This window comes from Stenotrophomonas sp. Ste96 (genome assembly GCF_024519495.1).
Taxonomy (GTDB): Bacteria; Pseudomonadota; Gammaproteobacteria; order Xanthomonadales; family Xanthomonadaceae; genus Stenotrophomonas; species Stenotrophomonas bentonitica_A.
On the sequence record NZ_JALJRX010000001.1, the window covers coordinates 517297 to 536933 of the forward strand.

At 68.0% G+C, this 19637-nt stretch carries 10 protein-coding genes; 3 read left to right on the plus strand and 7 right to left on the minus strand.

Annotated features, from left to right (window positions below):
* Positions 1-170: 170 nt before the first annotated feature.
* From OC373_RS02410 to lpdA, 3 genes are all read left to right on the plus strand, one after another.
* Positions 171-3002: a 2-oxoglutarate dehydrogenase E1 component gene (locus OC373_RS02410; RefSeq protein WP_261996975.1), complete on the plus strand. Its 2832-nt coding sequence runs from the start codon at positions 171-173 to the stop codon at positions 3000-3002.
* Between the two features lie 43 nt (positions 3003-3045).
* Positions 3046-4254: a dihydrolipoyllysine-residue succinyltransferase gene (gene sucB / locus OC373_RS02415; RefSeq protein WP_261996976.1), complete on the plus strand. Its 1209-nt coding sequence runs from the start codon at positions 3046-3048 to the stop codon at positions 4252-4254.
* A gap of 135 nt (positions 4255-4389) precedes the next feature.
* The gene (gene lpdA, locus OC373_RS02420; RefSeq protein ID WP_070425486.1) at positions 4390-5826 is read left to right on the plus strand and encodes a dihydrolipoyl dehydrogenase; all 1437 of its coding nucleotides are present in this window, start codon (positions 4390-4392) and stop codon (positions 5824-5826) included.
* A gap of 248 nt (positions 5827-6074) precedes the next feature.
* On the opposite strand, the gene OC373_RS02425 is transcribed toward lpdA, so the two are convergent.
* The 7 genes from OC373_RS02425 to OC373_RS02455 form a co-directional block, all read right to left on the minus strand.
* Positions 6075-6290 (minus strand): hypothetical protein, encoded by a 216-nt coding sequence (locus tag OC373_RS02425; RefSeq protein ID WP_019185929.1) that lies wholly within the window; start codon positions 6288-6290, stop codon positions 6075-6077.
* A 162-nt stretch (positions 6291-6452) separates the two neighbouring features.
* Positions 6453-12101, minus strand: coding sequence for an autotransporter domain-containing protein (locus OC373_RS02430; RefSeq protein WP_261996977.1), 5649 nt, complete (start codon positions 12099-12101; stop codon positions 6453-6455).
* Between the two features lie 231 nt (positions 12102-12332).
* Complete coding sequence (locus OC373_RS02435) at positions 12333-13757, minus strand: replicative DNA helicase (protein WP_019185928.1); 1425 nt, start codon at positions 13755-13757, stop codon at positions 12333-12335.
* A 214-nt stretch (positions 13758-13971) separates the two neighbouring features.
* Positions 13972-14532, minus strand: coding sequence for an NADPH-dependent FMN reductase (locus OC373_RS02440; RefSeq protein WP_070425488.1), 561 nt, complete (start codon positions 14530-14532; stop codon positions 13972-13974).
* Between the two features lie 165 nt (positions 14533-14697).
* Positions 14698-16641, minus strand: coding sequence for an asparagine synthase (glutamine-hydrolyzing) (gene asnB, locus OC373_RS02445; RefSeq protein WP_070425489.1), 1944 nt, complete (start codon positions 16639-16641; stop codon positions 14698-14700).
* 3 nt (positions 16642-16644) lie between these two features.
* Positions 16645-18924: a thiamine pyrophosphate-dependent enzyme gene (locus OC373_RS02450; RefSeq protein ID WP_261996978.1), complete on the minus strand. Its 2280-nt coding sequence runs from the start codon at positions 18922-18924 to the stop codon at positions 16645-16647.
* Positions 18925-19033: 109 nt separating this feature from the next.
* On the minus strand, positions 19034-19585 hold the full coding sequence (locus tag OC373_RS02455) for a GNAT family N-acetyltransferase (RefSeq protein ID WP_046274182.1): 552 nt from the start codon (positions 19583-19585) through the stop codon (positions 19034-19036).
* Positions 19586-19637 lie beyond the last annotated feature (52 nt).

Here is a 19637-nt window from a genome sequence, read left to right on the forward strand (position 1 = left end):
CCGAACCTGTCTGGGAATGACACCGCGGTTCCCGCACTGGACCGTACGGTGCCCCTTCCTGTCGCGTTGGGGGTACAATTTGGGGCGTTAGATACCGCCCGCGCAGGCTATTCACTTTTCCCTGCCGGATCATCGAAGCCTTACCCCACAAGCGAATCCGACTCTCCATCGTGGACAATCAACTGAAGCAGTTTGCGCAATCTTCGCAGCTCGCCGGCGGCAACGCCTCCTATATCGAGGATCTGTACGAGCAGTACCTCGTTTCTCCGGACAGTGTCGATCCCAAATGGAAGACCTACTTCGACGGCTTCCAGGGCCGCGAAGCCGGTGATATTCCGCATTCGGCCGTCATCGCCCACATTGCCGACGCCGCCAAAAACGCCATCAAGAGCGGCACCGCCGATGGTGCCGGCGACGAGCGCGAGCGCAATGTCGGCCGCCTGATCACCGCTTACCGGTCGCGTGGCCACCTCGGTGCCCGCCTGGACCCGCTGAGCCTGACCGCGCCGACCAATCCGCCGGATCTGGGCCTGCCGTTCCACAGCCTGTCGGAAAGCGACCTGGGCAGTGAGTTCAGCACCGGCGGGGTCGCCGGCCAGCCGCGCATGAAACTGCGTGACCTGCTGGAGCGCCTGAAGAAGACCTACACCGGTTCGATCGGTGCGGAATTCATGCACATCTCCGAGGTCGAGCAGCGCCAGTGGCTGTACCAGCGCTTGGAAATGGCCGGTGGCAACTACAACCTGGACGCAGACACCCAGCGCCGTACCTTGGAGCGCCTGACGGCTGCCGAGGGTCTGGAGCGCTACCTGCACACCAAGTACGTGGGCCAGAAGCGCTTCTCGCTGGAAGGCGGCGATTCGCTGATCCCGATGATGGACACCATCATCCGTGACGCCGGCAAGGATGGCGTCAAGGACGTGGTGATCGGCATGGCCCACCGCGGCCGCCTGAACGTGCTGGTCAACACCCTCGGCAAGAGCCCGCGCAAGCTGTTCGACGAGTTCGAAGGCAAGTTCGAGCACGACGACCACGCCTCCGCCGGCGATGTGAAGTACCACATGGGCTTCTCGGCCGACGTCGCCACCGCCGGCGGCGCGGTCCACCTGGCGCTGGCGTTCAACCCGTCGCACCTGGAAATCGCCGATCCGGTCGTGGCCGGCAGCGTCCGTTCGCGCCAGGAACGCCGTGGCGATACCGCCCGCAAGCAGGTGATGCCGATCCTGATCCACGGTGATGCGGCCTTCGCCGGTCAGGGCGTGGTGATGGAGCTGTTCCAGATGTCCCAGGCCCGCGGCTTCGCCGTTGGTGGCACGGTGCACATCGTGGTCAACAACCAGGTCGGCTTCACCACCTCCAATCCGGAAGATTCGCGCTCCACGCTGTACTGCACCGACGTGGCCAAGATGATCGCCGCGCCCGTGCTGCACGTGAACGGCGACGATCCCGAAGCGGTCGTGTTCGCCGCCAAGCTGGCCTTCGAGTTCCGCCAGAAGTTCAGCAAAGACGTGGTCATCGACCTGATGTGCTACCGCCGCTGGGGCCACAACGAAGCCGATGAACCGGCGATCACCCAGCCGCTGATGTACCAGGTCATCCGCAAGCACCAGACCACCCGCGAGCTGTACGCCGCGACGCTGGAAGCGGCCGGCGTGATCGAAGCCGGTGGCGGCAAGGCCCTGGTCGATGCGTACCGCAACAAGCTCGATGCCGGCGAAGTCACTACCGAGCTGGCCCAGGTCGAGAAGACGCCGGCCACCAGCAAGATGTACGTGGACTGGCCCAAGCTGCTCAACGGCAAGCTGTCCGACGCCGTCTCCACCGCCGTGGGCATGGAGAAGGTCAAGCAGCTGGCGCAGATGATCAACACCGTGCCCGAAGGCGTGGAACTGCACTCGCGCGTGGCCAAGGTCTATGACGACCGTCGCAAGATGGCCGCAGGCGAGATCCCGGGCGACTGGGGCTTCGCTGAGAACCTGGCCTACGCCACCATCCTCGACGAAGGCAACAACCTGCGCCTGGTCGGCCAGGACGTCGGCCGCGGTACGTTCACGCACCGCCACGCGATCCTGCACGACCAGAAGACCGACAACTACTACCTGCCGCTGCGCCAGCTGGTCGAGTCGCCGGAACAGGCCACCATCATCGATTCGCTGCTCAGCGAAGAAGCCGTGATGGCCTATGAGTACGGCTTCTCCACCACCGATCCGAACACCCTGTGCATCTGGGAAGGCCAGTTCGGCGACTTCGCCAACGGCGCCCAGGTCGTGATCGATCAGTTCATCGCCGCCGGCGAAGCCAAGTGGGGCCGCATCACCGGCCTGACCCTGCTGCTGCCGCACGGTTATGAAGGCCAGGGCCCGGAGCACAGCTCCGCACGCCTGGAGCGTTTCCTGCAGCTGTGCGCGCTGGAGAACATGCTGGTGTGCGTGCCGTCGACCCCGGCACAGGCGTACCACATGCTGCGTCGCCAGATGCGCATGACCACCCGCAAGCCGCTGATCGTGATGTCGCCCAAGTCGCTGCTGCGCCACAAGCTGGCCGTGTCGATCCTGGACGAACTGGCCAACGGCGAGTTCCAGCACCTGATCGGCGATGCCAACGCAGACGCCAGGAAGGTCAAGCGCGTGGTGCTGTGCTCGGGCAAGGTCTACTACGACCTGCTGGAAGACCAGACCAAGCGTGGCCAGGACGATGTCGCCATCATCCGCGTGGAGCAGCTGTATCCGTTCCCGCGCGTGGCACTGGCAGCAGAGCTGAAGAAGTACGGCAAGGCGGCCGATGTGGTGTGGTGTCAGGAAGAACCGCAGAACCAGGGTGCCTGGTACCAGATCCGTCACCACCTGCAGGCGTGCCTGGCCGATGGCCAGAGCATCCATTACGCAGGTCGCGCCCGTTCGGCATCGCCGGCCGCTGGACACATGGCTGACCACATCATCGAGCAGCAGAAGCTGATCGCCGATGCCCTGGTCAACCCGTTCAACGACTCGGTCGCTGAATAACTCTCCCCCTCATTCTAGAAAAGACAAACCAGGAAGCTCCCGCATGGCCACCGAAGTCAAAGCCCCGGTACTGCCCGAATCCGTCGCCGACGGCACCATCGCCACCTGGCACAAGAAGGTCGGCGATGCCGTCAAGCGCGATGAAAACCTGCTTGATCTGGAAACCGACAAGGTCGTCCTGGAAGTGCCGTCGCCGGTCGATGGCGTGCTGAAGGAGATCAAGTTCGAGGTGGGCGCCACCGTGACCTCCAGCCAGGTCGTGGCCATCATCGAAGAAGGTGCGACCGCTGCTGCTGCGCCGGCCGAAGAGAAGAAGGCCGACGCCCCGGCCGCTGCTCCGGCACCGGCCGCTGCCGCTCCGGCCGCTGCTGCAGCGCCGGCCCCGGCCGCCAAGTCCGCTGCCGATTCGCTGCCCCCGGGTGCCCGCTTCACCGCCATCACCGAAGGCGTGAACCCGGCCGACGTGGACGGCACCGGCCGCCGCGGCGCGGTGACCAAGGAAGACATCGTCAACTTCGCCCGCAACGGCGGCGCCGGCAAGTCCGGTGGCGCACGTCCGGAAGAACGCGTGCCGATGACCCGCATCCGCAAGCGCATCGCCGAGCGCCTGATGCAGTCCAAGAATGGCACCGCGATGCTGACCACCTTCAACGAGGTCGACCTGTCCAAGGTCTCGGCCGCGCGCAAGGATCTGCAGGACGAGTTCGTCAAGGCGCACGGCATCAAGCTGGGCTTCATGAGCTTCTTCGTGAAGGCCGCCGCCAACGCACTGCAGCGCTTCCCGCTGGTCAATGCCTCGATCGATGGTGACGACATCATCTATCACGGCTACTCGGACATCTCGATCGCCGTGTCGACCGAGAAGGGTCTGGTGACCCCGGTGCTGCGCAACGTCGAGCGCATGTCCTTCGCCGATATCGAAAAGACCATCGCCGACTACGCCAAGAAGGCCCGTGACGGCAAGCTGAGCCTGGAAGAACTGCAGGGCGGCACCTTCACCGTGACCAACGGCGGCACCTTCGGTTCGCTGCTGTCGACCCCGATCATCAACCCGCCGCAGAGCGCCATCCTGGGCATGCACGCCATCAAGGAGCGTCCGATCGCGCAGAACGGCCAGGTCGTGATCGCGCCGATGATGTACCTGGCGCTGTCCTACGATCACCGCATCATCGACGGCAAGGACTCGGTCCAGTTCCTGGTGGACATCAAGAACCAGCTGGAAAACCCGGGCCGCATGCTGTTCGGCCTGTAAGACCTCCCACCCCTCCGCGCCCGCGCGGAGGGGTTCTGGTTTTACGGCACTGCACCGCACTGCCCTGCTCTCTCCCCCGGCGCCTGCGCGCCACCGGCTTCAAGCGAAGCTCGGGAATGCAACAAGGAACTATCAATGGCTGAACAATTCGACGTCGTCGTCATCGGTGCCGGTCCGGCCGGCTACCATGCCGCCATCCGCGCCGCGCAGCTGGGTCTGAAGACCGCCTGCATCGACGCTGCGCTGGGCAAGGACGGCAAGCCGGCCCTGGGTGGCACCTGCCTGCGCGTGGGCTGCATCCCGTCCAAGGCGCTGCTCGATTCCTCGCGCCAGTTCTGGAACATGGGCCACATCTTTGGCGACCACGGCATCAGCTTCAAGGATGCCAAGATGGACGTCGAGGCGATGGTTGGCCGCAAGGACAAGATCGTCAAGCAGTTCACCGGCGGCATCGCCATGCTGTTCAAGGCGAACAAGGTCACCGCGTACTACGGTTTCGGTGAGCTGCAGCCGGGCAACATCGTCAAGGTCAAGCAGCACGACGGTTCGGAAGTCGAGCTGAAGGGCACCAACGTCATCATCGCCGCCGGTTCGGACTCGATCGAACTGCCGTTCGCCAAGTTCGATGGCGAAACCATCGTCGACAACGTCGGCGGCCTGGATTTCACCGAAGTGCCGGCTCGCCTGGCCGTGATCGGTGCCGGCGTGATCGGCCTGGAACTGGGCAGCGTCTGGAAGCGCCTGGGTTCGGAAGTGACCATCCTGGAAGCGCTGCCGGACTTCCTGGCCGCGGCTGATGCCGAAGTGGCCAAGACCGCCCTGAAGGAATTCAAGAAGCAGGGCCTGGACATCCGCCTGGGCGCCAAGGTCTCCAAGGCCGAGGTGACCGGCAAGGGCAAGAAGAAGGAAGTCGCCCTGACCTACGCCGATGCTGAAGGCGAAAAGAGCCTGGTCGTGGACAAGCTGCTGGTGGCCGTCGGCCGTCGCGCCGCCACCAAGGGCCTGCTGGCCGAAGGCACCGGCGTCAAGATCAACGAGCGTGGCCAGATCGAAGTGGACGCACACTGCCACACCGGCGTCGATGGCGTCTGGGCGGTCGGTGACTGCGTGCGCGGCCCGATGCTGGCGCACAAGGGCTTCGAGGAAGGCATTGCCGTGGCCGAGCTGATCGCGGGCCTGCCGGGCCACGTCAACTTCGACACGATCCCGTGGGTGATCTACACCGAGCCGGAGCTGGCCTGGGTCGGCAAGACCGAGCAGCAGCTGAAGGCCGAGGGCATTCCGTACAAGGCCGGCAGCTTCCCGTTCGCCGCCAACGGCCGTGCCGTGGCGATGATCGAGCCGTCGGGCTTCGTGAAGGTCCTGGCACACGCCGAGACCGACCGCATCCTGGGCATGCACCTGGTCGGTGCGAACGTCTCCGAGCTGGTGCACGAAGGCGTGCTGACCATGGAGTTCAGCGGTTCGGCCGACGACCTGGCGCGCATCTGCCACGCCCACCCGTCGCTGTCGGAAGTGGTGCATGACGCCGCGATGGCCGTGAGCAAGCGCGCGATCCACAAGGCCAACTGAGCCTTGTTGATGGCGTAACGAAAAACCCCGCTTCGGCGGGGTTTTTTGTGGGCGACAGGCAGCGCCGGCCGCTGCACGGGCCCCTTCGCAATTGGTAGTGCCGGCCGCTGGCCGGCTCCTCGCCATTGGTAGTGCCGGCCGCTGGCCGGCTCCCCGCCATTGGTAGTGCCGGCCGCTGGGCGGCTCCTCGCCATCCCGACAGCAAGAGCCGCCGGCCAGCGGCCGGCACTACCCGATCCCATTCCTGTTCAGGCCGTTGCGACGCGCCCGCCACCCAGCAGCCGCGCCGGAAGCATCAACAGCGCACGCAGGAAGGCAAACAGCGCCGAGAACGTGATGCCGACCAGGCGGAACGGCAGGCTGACCAGCCACACCAACGGCCACGCCACCAGGGCCAGCAGCGCCAGCGGCCAGCACAGCACGAACAGCAGGCACCACACGCCCAGCACGAACAGGGTCTTCATCGTCGGTCTCCTTCGACTCGGGGCAACGTCGCCCACCGGGCCACGTTGCCCCGCGCCGGGGAACGCGACAAGCGCGCTGCGACGAAGCACGCCCCAGCGCGGATGAAGCTGCCGCTGCGGCGATGAAACCGGCGTGCCGACCGTGGCCGGCGCGCCGCCCACTCACGGTACCGGCGGTGACTCCACCGCGCCGCCCTGCCCGCCCGAGGTCAGGCGCAGGCCGATGCTGCTGGCACGATCCGCGCCGCGCGCCTGTTCATGCCCCAGCAGCAACGACAGGCTCCAGCCACGCTGGATCGCCAGATCCACGCCGGCCTGCAACGACAACACATCATCGTTGTAGCTGCGGAGTGCTACCTGGTAGTCCTGCGGCCGTGACCACGTCGCGTAGTTCAGCGAAGCCATCCCGCGGTCCTGCAGCGCCCGCCGGTACTCGATGCTCCAGAACGGACGCAACCGGCTTTCGGCCGATACCTGCGCACTGCCCTCCACCCCGATGGCCAGCGCGCGGTTTTCCACGGTCTGGCGGCCATAGGCGAGATCCAGCACGCCCAGGCCGTGCTCGCGGTAGGCATCCAGGGCGGTACGGCTGGCATCCCAGCGGGCGTACCCGGTCAGTCGGGTTGCCGCCAGCATCTGCTCGTAGCCCAGGCCGAGCGAACCGAACCACTGCGTGCCATCGCGCCGCGCCTGCGCCTGCGCATCGGCATCGGTGCTCCAGCGCTGCAGATCGAACTGCAGGTTGCCGGTGGCGATCATCGCGTCCACGTACAGGTGCGCGTTGCCACGCCACAGGCCGTACAGCGCCAGCGAGCGCTGGTCGGCGCGCAGGCGGGTGCGATCGTCGTCCTGGTCGCTGTCGCTGCGGCCCACGCTGCCGGCCACGCCGAGCAGCGTGCGTTCGCCGAGACGGCGGTCCACACCGACGCTCAGCCCGTCGCTGCGCAGGTCATAGCGGCCACCTGCGGTGGCCCCTCCGCGGCCGTAGCTCGCGGTACCCGCGGCCCAGGTTCCCCAGCCGGCCGGCAACCACGCTGCGCCGGTACCGAGTGCGCTGCCCAGCGGCAGCGATGCGGCGTTGGGGCCGCCACCGCCACTGGACACCGACAGCGTGTTGCTGGCGGCGTTGCCGCCGTCGCGTACCTGGCGCAGGCGATCGCGGATGTTGCCCTGTTGCGCGGCGGCGAAACGGACGCTCGCATCCACCTGCGCCTGCAGCAGTCCGGTGACGCCCGGGTCACGGGTCGGGTCAGGGCGCACATTGACCACCAACCGCAGTTCCACGCGGGCGGCGGCGTAACCACCACTGGCGGCCTGCTGTGCGGTGATCACGGCGCTGCCTTCAGCGTGTACCTGGACTGTGCGGCCCTCAATGCTGGCCACCGCCGGCGCACTGCTGTGGAAGGTGAACGCACCGGGGCTGACACTGGTCGGCAGCGGCAGCTCGAAGCTGCCCTGCTCCAGCAGACGCGACATGTCTGCCGCCCAGGCCAGCACCGGCACCGCGGCGGCGATGTCCACGTCCAGGCGCTGCTGTGCGGCGGCCTGGTGATTGGCGTCGCCGGCCTGGTCGGCGGTCAGGCTGCACCGCCCGGACGCCAGCATGACCACGCGCGGGCCGTCCACGCTGCACACCGCCGGGGTGGTGCTGGCGAAGATGATCGGCTGCCCCGAGGCGCCGCCCTGGGCGCTCAACAGGAAGCTGCCTCCCGCGCTGAACACCGGGGCGCCGGGATCGGCGACGAAGGCGCTGATGGCCTGCGCGGCCTGCGCGACCACGAAGCGGTAGCCGAGCGCGGCGGTGAAGCCATGCGCATCGCGGACCTCGACCTGCACCTCGAACGTGCCGGCCTGGATGGCGGTGCCCTCAAGCAGCCCATCCGCAGTCAACCGCACGCCCGGCGGCAGCTCGCCGGACAGCAGCCGGAACGCATACGGGGCGACGCCGCCACGCACTGGCAGGCGCGTGCTCACTGCCTGCCCCAGGGCGACCTCCGGCGGTGCAGTGTCGCCGGGGATGATCTGCGGCGCGTCCACCAGCAGCACCATGCTGCGGCGGGCCTGGAACGGGCCGTCGCCGGTGCTGCTGTCGGTAACCTCGACATCGACCGCAAAACGGCCGGCAACCACCGGCGTGCCGATCAGCTGCCCGCCCGGCGTCAGCGCCATCCCGGCCGGCAATGCGCCCCCCACCAGCGCATAGCGGTAGGGCGCACTACCCCCGCGGCTGAGCAGCTGCAGCGTGTAGGGGCGGCCGGCGGTGGCCGCGTCGGGCACGATGTCATCGATCGCTACACTCGGCGCGGCCACGGTGATCGTCACGGTCGCCGGTGCGGAGGTGCTGAAGGCATCGCTGGCGGTGTAGTCCACGCTGTCGGCGCCGGCGTAACCGGCGTGCGGGGTGTAGCGCAGCGTGGTGCCCTGCACCTCCAGCGTGCCATGCTGCGGCGCGCGGACAACGTCGAGGCGGGTGACGGCACCCTGCAGCGTCAACGGCAGCACGATGCCCGCTGCGCCGTAAGCGATGCCGATGCGGCTGTCCGCCGCGCCCAGGACCGGCAACGGAGTGACCGCCGCCGAAGGCGCCGAGGCCGCGCCTTGGCCGTGTTCGCTGCGTGCGACCACGATGAAACGATACGCGGTGCCGTTGGCCAGCCCGGTCACGGCAATCGGCGAGCCGCTGCCGGTGGCGCTGATGCCGCCCGGTTGCGCGCTCACGGTGTAGTCGAGGATCGCGCCGCTGCCGGCGCGGGCCGGCGCAACGAAATGCACCAGCACCTGGCCATCGGCGGCCACGCCACGCACATCGGCCGGCGCGCCCGGCAGCTCGACGCCGACCAGCACCGCCACCGTGCTGCCGACACCGTGCAATGCCGTCGCCGCGTCGGTGCCTTGCGCATTGCGCAGGCTGCCTGCAGCGGCCTGCAGCGCCTCCACGGCGATCCCATCCTCATCGAGGTCATCGGCCTGCACGGTGTAGCCAAAGCGCAGCACGGTGCCCTGCGCATCGGCCGCCTGCGCGAGCAGCACGGCCTCGCGCTGCTGTGCGCCGATACGCAACTGCAGTACCGGTGGCACGCCGACCTGCAGCGGCTGGTCGAAGCCGACCTGGAACGCCAGCGTCTGCCCCGCCAGATAGCGGCCCGCTGCAGGCGGAGTCACCCGCAGCACGCGCGGCGCATCGAGCACGGTGAGCGCGTCCGATGGCGCCGAGGCCGCGCCGCTGCCCACGCGGTTGATGGCGGTAACGGTAAAGCGCTGCGCGACGCCGGCAGGCAGGCCACCGATGCGCAGCGGGCTGCCCGCGCCGCGCACGCTCTGCCCGCCTGGCAGCGCCTGCACGAGGTAGCCGGTGATCGGGCTGCCACCGTCGAACGCGGGGGCCACGAAACGGATCTCGGCAGTCTGGCTGGACGCCAGCACGACCTGCACGATCGCGGGCGCACCCGGTGCAACCGCCCGCACTTCGAAGCGATGCGAGACGCGTACGGCGGCGCGGGTGGCGGCATCGCCGGGCTGGTCGGCATCGATGCCGCAGGTGCCGGCCGCCAGCAGGGTCAGCGTGCCGTCGGGGCCCACGCTGCACACCGCCGGTGTGGCGGCCGTCCACTGCACCGGCAACTGGCTGCTGGCGGTGGCGGTCAGCCGCGGTGACGTGCCGAGATCCTGCGGGCCCGGATCGGCGAACTGGATCTGCTGGTCGGCCATCGGTACCACCGGTGCCGATGGCGCCGAGGCCGCGCCCGTGCCGGCCGCGTTGCGCGCGGCGACGGTGAAGCGGTACGCCGTACCGTTGCGCAGGTTGGTCAGCACCGCCGGCGATTGTGCCATCGGTACCTGCAGGCCACCGGGCTGCACGGTGACGATGTAATCCAACACCGTGCCGCCGCCGTTCTGCAGCGGCGGATCGAAGGTCACCGTCGCCGTACCGTCGTCCGCACGGACGGCGGTGATGGTCGGCGCATCAGGCGCCACGGCGCCCACGGTGATGCCAGCAGTGGAACCGACACCGGCCAGGACCAGCACCGCATCGACGCCGTCGGCGTTGCGCAGGGTGCCCCCGTTCAATCCGAGCGATTCGATCGCGATCCCCTCCAGATCCCGCTGGCCGGGCAGTACGGTGTAACGGAAATCAAGCGTGGTGCCGCCCGAGCCGGCGTCGTACTGCGCCGCCACGCGCTCGCTGCCGATCACCAGCATCAGCTGCGGCGTACCCGTCACCTGCACCGGCTGGTCGAAGACAAGCTGGAAGTCGAGCGACTGGCCGGCAACATAGCGACCCGCGGCCGGTACCTGCACCGCGCTGATCCGCGGCACGGTCGGCAGGGTGACCGGGTTGGAGGCCACCGACATCGTCCCGGGACCGCTGGCCGTGCGTGCGCGCACATGGAACGTGTAACGTCCCCCTGCCTGCAGGCGCTCCACCCGTACCGGGCTGGCGGCACCGGAAACCACCGATGCACCTGGCAGGGTGATCACCTCGTAGGCCGTGATCGCGCTGCCGCCATCACTGCCAGGCGGGTCGAAGAATACGTCCACGCTGGTGGCGCCCGCGCGTTCGGCGCGCAACATGGTGGGGGCCGACGCGGTGCCGGGCACCACCATGAAACTGCGCGCCACCGGCGTGGCTGCGGTGATGCCGGCCGTGCCGGGCTGCTCGGCGAGCACGGTACAGGTGCCGGTGCTGAGCAGGCGCACGCTGGCAGGCGCTTCGGCCTGGCACACCAACGGCGTCTGGCTGCTGTACTGCACCGGCAGCCCGCTGCTGGCCGTGGCGGTGAGCGACAACAGGGTGCCGACCGGCTGTGGGGCCGGCAACGGGAAGGTGATGGCCTGGCTGGCCTGCGGGGTGACCGTGTTGCTCGGGTCCGAGTCGACACTCACCTCGGTGCCGTTGTCGGCACGCACGCGGAACTGTACCGGCACGCCATTGGCCAGCCCGGTGACGGGGATCGGCGAGGCGCTGCCTGTGGCCTGCGCGCCGCCGCTGGAGATCACGACGTAGTGCGCGATCGGCGCCCCGCCGTTGCGGGCCGGCGCCTGGAAGCTGATGCTGGCTTCGCCGTCTGCGGCGGAGGCGACCACCCGGGTCGGCGCGTCCGGTACACCCGCCGCGACGCTGCCCGCGTAGCCCGAACTGGCGCTGGCCCTGGTCGCATCGGCCACGGTGATGGTGGCACTGAAGCCACCGGCCTGTTCGGGCACGCCATGCACGCGGCCATCGGGCTCCAGCACCAGGCCGGCAGGCAGTTGCCCTGCCGTGATGGTGAAGGCGTAGGGCGCGGTGCCGCCGCGAACCCCCAGGGTCTGGTCGACGTTGCGGCCCACGGTCATCACTGGCGGCGTGGTGGCGTCCAGCGTGAGCGGCGCGGCCGAGGCGTTCTCACAGTGTACGACCGCGTTCATGAGGTAGCCGCCGCGGGTACTCACGGAAAGGTACAGGCCGTTGGCCACCAGGTATCCGGCCGGCGTACTGCCCGTATGAGGGCCTGGCGTCCCGGTGAAACTGCGGTAGTCGTATGCCACCGAGGAAAAGTTCGCCGCACGCAGGATGACGCTGTCCGACTGGGCCAGGTTGATACGGGGGTCCAGCCCGCTGTCGAGGAAGGTGACGGAGACGATGTCACCCGGGAGGAATTTCGTGGGCTGCTGACTGGTCGTCATCGTGACGCCACCGCTCAACGCGTTGACCGCCGCACACCCCGGTGATTCGGCCATGGCCATGCCGCTGCCCAGCACCAGCTGCAGCACACCGGCGCCCATCCAGATGGCGGCCCGCGCCAGCCTGCCCTTCCCTGCCCCTGACAGCATCCGCACTTCCCCTTGCCCGTCCGTTCAGCGCGCGCCGCCGTGGTCCGGTCGGCAACGCCGTCGCTGTGGTGATCGTCGAGATGGGGAAACGCACACGGCCGCACACCGCGTGGCGGTGGCGACATGGCTGGATTCCCCTGGTACCGGGTGCGGTAACGGCCCGGCGCAGGGGATCTTTAGCGGTTTGTGGGCGCCATCACGGTGCAGGCCAATGCGCGATGCCCCGGCCGCTTACTCGAACGAACCCACCGAATCGTGCGACAGATTGTCGAAGCGGGTGTATTCACCGAAGAACTTGAGCTTGCACGAGCCGGTCGGGCCGCCTCGGTGCTTGCCGATGATGATCTCGGCCAGGCCCTTGTCCGGGGAGTTTTCCTTGTTGTAGTAATCGTCGCGGTAGATGAAGACGATCATGTCCGCATCCTGCTCGATAGCGCCGGATTCGCGAAGATCGGCCATCACCGGGCGCTTGTCGGTACGCGTTTCCAGCGAGCGGTTGAGCTGGGACAGGGCGATCACCGGCACGTTGAGCTCCTTGGCCAGGCCCTTCAACGAACGCGAGATTTCCGAGATTTCGGTCGCGCGGTTTTCGCTGTTGCCCGGCACGCTCATCAGCTGCAGGTAGTCGATCACGATCAGGCCCAGGTCGTGCTCGCGCTTGAGGCGGCGGCACTTGGAGCGCAGGATTTCCGGCGACACGCCTGGCGTATCGTCGATGAAGATCTTGGTTTCCTTCAGCATCCGGATCGCGCCGGTGACGCGGCTCCAGTCCTCGTCTTCCAGCTGGCCGGTACGCAGGCGCTGGGCGTTGATGCGGCCATTGGAGGAAATCAGGCGCATCGCCAGCTGCGAGGCCGACATTTCCATCGAGAACACCGCCACGCCCTTCTTGGATTTGATCGCGGCGTACTCGGCGATGTTCAGCGCGAAGGTGGTCTTGCCCATGGCCGGACGCGCGGCCAGGATGATCAGGTCGGTCGGCTGCAGGCCGGCGGTCATCGCATCGAAGTCGGCATAGCCGGTCGGCAGGCCGGTGATGTTGCCGCCGTTTTCGAAGCGGATGCGCAGCTCTTCGAAGGCATCCTTCAGCGCGCCGGGCATCGCCACGAAATCGGTGCGGCCGCGCGCGCCCTGCTCGGCGATCGCGAACACGGATTTTTCCGCGGCCGAGAGCAGCTCGCTGCTCTCGCGCCCTTCAGGCTGGAAGCCATCGTTGACGATGTCGGTGCCGACCTGGATCAGCTGGCGCAGCACCGCCTTGTCGCGCACGATCTCCGCATAGGCGGCGATGTTGGCGGCCGACGGCGTGGTGCTGGCCAGTTCGATCAAGTAGGCGCCATCGCCGACCAGCTCCATCTTGCCCTGCGATTCGAACCACTCGCCCAGGGTCACCGCATCGAACGGGCGGTCGCGCTCGGACAGCTCGCGGATCGCGCGGTAGATCATCTGGTGATCGCGGCGGTAGAAGTCGGTTTCGGTCAGCTGGTCGTTGACCCGGTCATAGCTTTCCGGGGCCAGCATCAGCCCGCCCAGCACCGCCTGCTCGGCCTCGATCGAATGCGGCGGCACGCGCAGGGCGTCGATGCGCATCTCATCGCGATCAAAGCGGTCACCGCGGTCTTTGCGGTCGGAACGGAAACCAGAACGGGCGGACATGGGGGGCGTACTTCCTGCAGTGTGAGGCGTGGGACATGGTAGGCACGCGGGGAGCCCCGCAGCCATGCACAAACCTGTGGATAAGCAGTGGATGGGCTGGGGATACCGGCGCCTGCCGGAACGATCGGCCGGGGCCGTCGCAGTGCGTGCGACGGACGCCCTTGCGACGCCCGTCCACGCCATTATCGCAGAAGCGCCACCCGCCCGCGGTGGATCAGTGCGTGCCGCCGTGGGTGCCGACCCAGGCGATGAACCTGTCCACGAAGCCCTGCAGGAAGTCCTTGGTGCCCTCGTTGCTGATCGTGCCCTGCTCGTCGATCAGCCCTTCCTTGAAGTGCAGGAAGGCCTCGGGCTGGCCCAGCACCGGCATGTCCAGGTAGGCCAGGATGTTGCGCAGGTGCTGCTGGGCCAGGGCGGTGCCGATCACGCCGATCGAGGCACCGATCACCGCCGCCGGCTTGCCGGCGAAGGCACTGTCGCCATACGGGCGCGAGCCGAGGTCGATGGCGTTCTTGAGCACGCCCGGCACCGAGCGGTTGTATTCGGGGGTGACGAACAGCACCGCATCGGCGTCACGGATCTGCTGTTTGAGGCGGACGCCCTGGCTGGGGTAGTCCTTGTCGAAATCCTGGTTGTACAGCGGCAGGTCGCCGATCTCCACGTAGGAGAACGCCGCCTTGCCGGCGGCCAGCTTCTCCAGCGCGCGCGCCAGCGCCTGATTGTGCGAGCCCTTGCGCAGACTACCGACGAGTACGGCGATCTTGTATTCGGCCATCACGTTTGCTCCGTTGGGGGGAAAGGCCCAGCCTAGGCGGACCTACCTTCGGCAACGGTGAAGGCGACGTCAGCCACGCATGGCGCGGCGCTACGGCCGGCACCACATACGCTAGAGCCACCCCATGGGTGGCTGCCTTCCGTGACCGGACCCGCACGCGTGGCGCTATGCGCGCGTCACGTCGGCGCGTGCGTTGCGCCAATGTGCCTGCCAGGCCTGGAACATCAGCACGTTCCACAGGTGCGTGTGCCATTTGCGCTCGCCCTGCTTGAACTGCTGCCACAGCGGGGCGACCGCCTCGACATTGAACACGCCCTCCTCGGCCAGCCGCGCCGGATCCAGCAGATCATCGGCCCAGCCGCGCAGGTCACCCTTGAGCCACGCGCTGACCGGGGCACCAAAGCCACGTTTGGGGCGGTGCACCATGTCCTGCGGCACGTAGCGGCCCAGCACGCGCTTGAGCAGGTACTTGCTCACGCCATCGCGCTCCTTCATCGCCATCGGCAGCGACCAGGCAAACTCGGCCACGCGCCAGTCCAGCAGCGGTGCACGGGCTTCCAGGCTGACCGCCATGCTGGTGCGGTCCACTTTGCACAGCAGGTCATCGGGCAGGTAGGTGCTGAAATCAGCCAGCATCATCGCGTCGGCCGGCGAACCTGCCCCGTGCAGCGGATCGGCCAGGTCGTAGAAACTGCCGGCCGCCTGCGCGCCACGTACCGCAGCGACCGGGTCGCGCCAGCGGGAAATCCGGTTGCGGTAGACATCGCCGATGCCGCGCGCGCCCGACTCGGCCAGCAGCGCGGCCAGCCCACCGGTGCGCGAGGCCTCGCCCTGCGTGTGTGAATGGCTGGCCATCCAGCGCCGCAGCGGCGCCGGCACCTTGCCCAGCAGCCGCCAGTTGCGCATCGCCCGCTGGTAGCGGGTGTAACCGAAGAACAGTTCATCGCCGCCGTCACCGGACAGCGCCACCGTCACGCCCTGCCGCGCCAGCCTGGCGACCAGCGCCGTGGGCACCTGCGAGGCATCGGCGAAGGGTTCATCGAACATCGCCGGCAGGCTGGGCACCACCGCCAGCGCATCGGCGCCGCTGACATACAGCTCGGTGTGATCACAGCCCAGGTGCTGGGCCAGCGCCTTGGCCAGCGGCGCCTCGTCATGGTCCGAACCGGTAAAGCCGATGCTGAAACTGTGGACCGGCTGGCTCGATTGCGCCTGCATCAAGGCGGCCACCACCGACGAATCGGTACCGCCGGAGAGGAACACGCCGACCGGCACATCGGCCACCATGCGCAGCGCCACGGCGTCGCGCAGCACCGCATCCAGGCGTTCTTCGGCCTCGGCATCGTTGCCCGTGAACGGCGCGGCCAGCGCCTGCTGCATGCGCTCGCGCGCATTCCAGAATGGCTGCTGCAGCTGATCCGGGCGATGCGCGGCAGCACCGGCGGCCACCGCCTCGGCATCCAGCCGCAGCACGCGGCCGGGCATCAGCTTGAAGCAGCGCTCGTGGATGCAGTGCGGCGCGGGAATGTAATCCAACCGCAGCAGCAGCGTCAGCGCATCGCGGTCGACCTCGTTGTCGAAGGCCGGGTGCTGCCACAGAGCCTTGAGCTCGGAGCCGAACACCAGCGTCTCACCGGCCCAGCCGTAGTACAGCGGCTTCTTGCCGACCCGGTCGCGGGCCAGCCACAGACAGCGCTCGGCGCGATCCCACAGCGCGATGGCGAACATGCCGTTGCTGCGCTGCAGGGTTTCCTCGAAGCCCCACTGGGTGATCGCGGCGAGCAGCACTTCGGTATCCGAATGGCCGCGGAAGCCATGCCCCAGCGCTTCCAGCTCGGCGCGCAGCTCGGCGAAGTTGTAGACCTCGCCGTTGTAGGCCAGCACGTAACGCCCATCCACCGAGGTCATCGGCTGATGGCCCAGCGGCGACAGGTCCAGGATGCTCAGCCGGCGATGCGCCAGCGCGATGCCGGCCGAGGCATCGGCCCATACCCCGCTGTCATCCGGGCCACGGTGCACCAATGCGTCGCCCATGCGCCGCGCCTGTTCTTCCAGTGCTGCCTGCTCCCTTGCCGGAGCGGGCAGCAGCATGCCTGCCAATCCACACATGTATCAATGGTCCTGCGCCAGCGCGAGGGCGGCGTTCAATACCGCATTGTCGCTTGGAAGCACGCACAATGCTGCCCCCGCCAGTGGCGTGTAGGTATCGGCCCCGCACACCCGCTGGATCGGCAGGTGCCCCAGCCCGGCCTCGACCAGCGCGGTGATCACGCCCTCCCCCACCCCGGCGCTGTGCCGGCCCTCATCGACCACCAGCACGCGCTGGGCATCGGCGGCCTGGCCGCTGATGAACCCGGCGTTGAGCGGCACCAGCCAGCGCAGGTCGACCACCCGCACCTGCCAGCCCAGCTGCTGCTCGATCGCCCGCGCCGCACGCAGGCTCATCGGCACGCCGTTGCCATAGGTGAAGATGACCAGGTCACTGGCCTCCGGCGCGTAGACCCGGCCCTCGCCGAGCACCAGTGCCTGGTCCGGTGCCGGATACGGGAACAGCCACTGGCCATCGCCCGGCGCGTGCAGGTCCTTGCTCATGTACAGCGCGATCGGCTCGAGGAACACCGCGACCCGGCCATCGACCGTCGCCAGCGCCGCCAAGGTGCGCAGCATCATCGCCGCATCGTCGCCGCGCGAAGGACAGCCGACCACCAGGCCGGGGATGTCGCGCAGCGCGGCGATCGAGTTGTCGTTGTGGAAATGTCCGCCGAAGCCCTTCTGGTAGCCCAACCCCGCGATCCGCACCAGCATCGGGTTGCGGTACTGGTCATTGGAGAAGAACTGCAGCGAGCACGCCTCGCCCCGCAGCTGGTCGGCCGCGTTGTGGAGATAGGCCAGGTACTGGATCTCGGGAATCGGCAGCATGCCCAGGTTGGCCAGGCCCTGCGCCATGCCCAGGATCATGGTTTCATCCAGCAGGGTGTTGAACACCCGGCGCGGGCCGAACGCCTTGAGCAGGCCCTTGCTGACCGTATACACCCCGCCCTTCTGCGCGACGTCCTCACCGAACAGCAGCGTGGCCGGGTACTTGGCCATCAGATCGTGCAGGGCCTGGTTGATCTGGATCGCCAGGTGGCGCGGCGGTTGTGTTTCGGGCAGCTGCGCCGCACCGCCAAACGCAGCGACGCGCGCCTCATCAGCGGCCGTGCGCGTGGCTTCTGCCTGGACGGCCGCCGGCGAGTAGGGGGCCAGCGGCGCCACGACCTCGGCCAGATCGGTCAGCTTCGGCCGTCGATCCGCTTCGGCGGCCGCGGCGAAACAGCGTGCGCGCACGCGGTCGTAGAGATCGAGCACCTGCGCGGCGGTCATCCAGCCGGACTGCATCGCAATCGCCGCCGAGCGCAGCAGTGGATCGCTCGCTTCTGCCGCGCACAGCTCCGGCAACGGCCGCCATTCGATTTCGAAATCGGTCCCCGCATGGCCCATCAAACGCGTGGTGCGCAGGTGCAGGAAGGTCGGCCGCCGGGTCTGCCGGCAATGGGCCAGCGCGCGCTCCACCTGTGCATGCCCCTCCACCAGATCCAGGCCATCAGCGTAGAAATAATCCAGGCCCGGGCGGTGCGCGAAACTCTGCGCGATCCAGCCATCCGGGGTCTTCACCGAGATGCCGATGCCGTTGTCCTCGCAGACAAACAGGATCGGTGCCGGCAGCCGCTGGTACGCCGCCCACGCCGCGGTGTTGAACGCAGTTTGCGCGGTGGCGTGGTTGGCCGAGGCATCGCCGAAGGAGCAGATCACCACGCTGTCGCCGGGAATCGGCAGCGTGTGGCCGATGCGTCGCCCACTTTCGATGGCCAGCGCCGTGCCCAGGGCCTTGGGCAGGTGCGAGGCGATGGTGGAGGTCTGCGGCAGCACCCACAGTGGTTTGCTGCCCCACACCTTGTGGCGCCCACCGCTGGCCGGGTCGTCCCGGCTGGCCGCGAACGAGAGGGCCGCGTCCATCACCGGGTCCATGCCCGGCAGCTTGCGGAAGCGCTCGGCCATGAAACTGCCGGAGCGGTAATGCAGGAACGCCGGATCGGTATGCCGCGCCAACCGTGCCACCAGCGCATTGCCCTCATGGCCGGACGAGCCGATCGTATAGAAGACCTTGTTCTGCACGCGCAGCACGCGCGCCATCAGGTCCAGATGGCGGCTGACCAGCTGTGATTCGAACAGTTCGGCGAAACCTTGAGCATCCAGGGTGCTGCCGGGCAGGATCGGCGCGTCGGGTGCCGGCGTCGGCGCGGGATCGCCGCGCCACTGCTGCACGAAATCAATGAAGTTGGCGTCGCAGATCTCGGCCCGGTTGAGGCCCTTCATGCGCGCGGGAATCGGCTCGGGAACCACGGCAAACATGCATCACCCTCCGTGACGTGCTGCTTAGGCGGACAACCGGATGGGGCGGCCTGCCCACGATGCCGAGTCTGGCCTCACCCCATCGCATTTGCCAAGCGCGGGTGCAGCATCACCGCTGCGTGGCGCGACGCTGCTGCCACTGCTGCCGTGACTGGCCCCAGATCTCGATCGGCTTGCCGGCGTGCGGCGGCGGCAGCTCGCCCATGCGCAGCAGCGAGCTGCCGAGCTTGCGCGCGACCACCTTGGAGTTTTCGTTGGCCGCATCGATGGTGTGGATGATCTCTTCCCAGCCGAGCGTGTCGAACGCCCAGTCCATGCTGGCCACCGCCGCTTCGGGCGCATAGCCCTTGCCCCAGCTCTCGCGGCGGATGCTCCAGCCGACCTCGGTGCCCGGCCAGTCCAGCGGTTGCCACGGGCCCATGCGGCCAACCCACTCGCCGCTGCTTTTTTCGATCACCGAGAACATCGAAAACCCATACAGGTGCCAGCTGCCCACCAGGCAGCTGAAACTGCGCCATGCCTGGGAGGGGGCCTGCACGCCACCCAAGTGCTGCATCACCTCAGGGTCCGAGCAGAAACGCAGGAAATCATCGAAATCCTCGGCGCGCGGCGGGCGCAGGATCAGGCGCTCGGTCTCCAGCTGGAGGTCGAAAATGCTCATGGCGTCCTCGTCTGTTGCGTGTGTACCGCCATGATCGCAGACGCAGCCACCG

Excerpts from the sequence above, each read along its gene's own strand:
- OC373_RS02430 (WP_261996977.1), bottom strand. The coding sequence starts at position 12,101 with ATGCTGTCAGGGGCAGGGAAGGGCAGGCTGGCGCGGGCCGCCATCTGG.
- OC373_RS02440 (WP_070425488.1), bottom strand. The coding sequence starts at position 14,532 with ATGGCCGAATACAAGATCGCCGTACTCGTCGGTAGTCTGCGCAAGGGC.
- OC373_RS02455 (WP_046274182.1), bottom strand. The coding sequence starts at position 19,585 with ATGAGCATTTTCGACCTCCAGCTGGAGACCGAGCGCCTGATCCTGCGC.
- OC373_RS02450 (WP_261996978.1), bottom strand. The coding sequence starts at position 18,924 with ATGTTTGCCGTGGTTCCCGAGCCGATTCCCGCGCGCATGAAGGGCCTC.
- OC373_RS02425 (WP_019185929.1), bottom strand. The coding sequence starts at position 6,290 with ATGAAGACCCTGTTCGTGCTGGGCGTGTGGTGCCTGCTGTTCGTGCTG.
- lpdA (WP_070425486.1), top strand. The coding sequence starts at position 4,390 with ATGGCTGAACAATTCGACGTCGTCGTCATCGGTGCCGGTCCGGCCGGC.
- OC373_RS02435 (WP_019185928.1), bottom strand. The coding sequence starts at position 13,757 with ATGTCCGCCCGTTCTGGTTTCCGTTCCGACCGCAAAGACCGCGGTGAC.
- asnB (WP_070425489.1), bottom strand. The coding sequence starts at position 16,641 with ATGTGTGGATTGGCAGGCATGCTGCTGCCCGCTCCGGCAAGGGAGCAG.
- sucB (WP_261996976.1), top strand. The coding sequence starts at position 3,046 with ATGGCCACCGAAGTCAAAGCCCCGGTACTGCCCGAATCCGTCGCCGAC.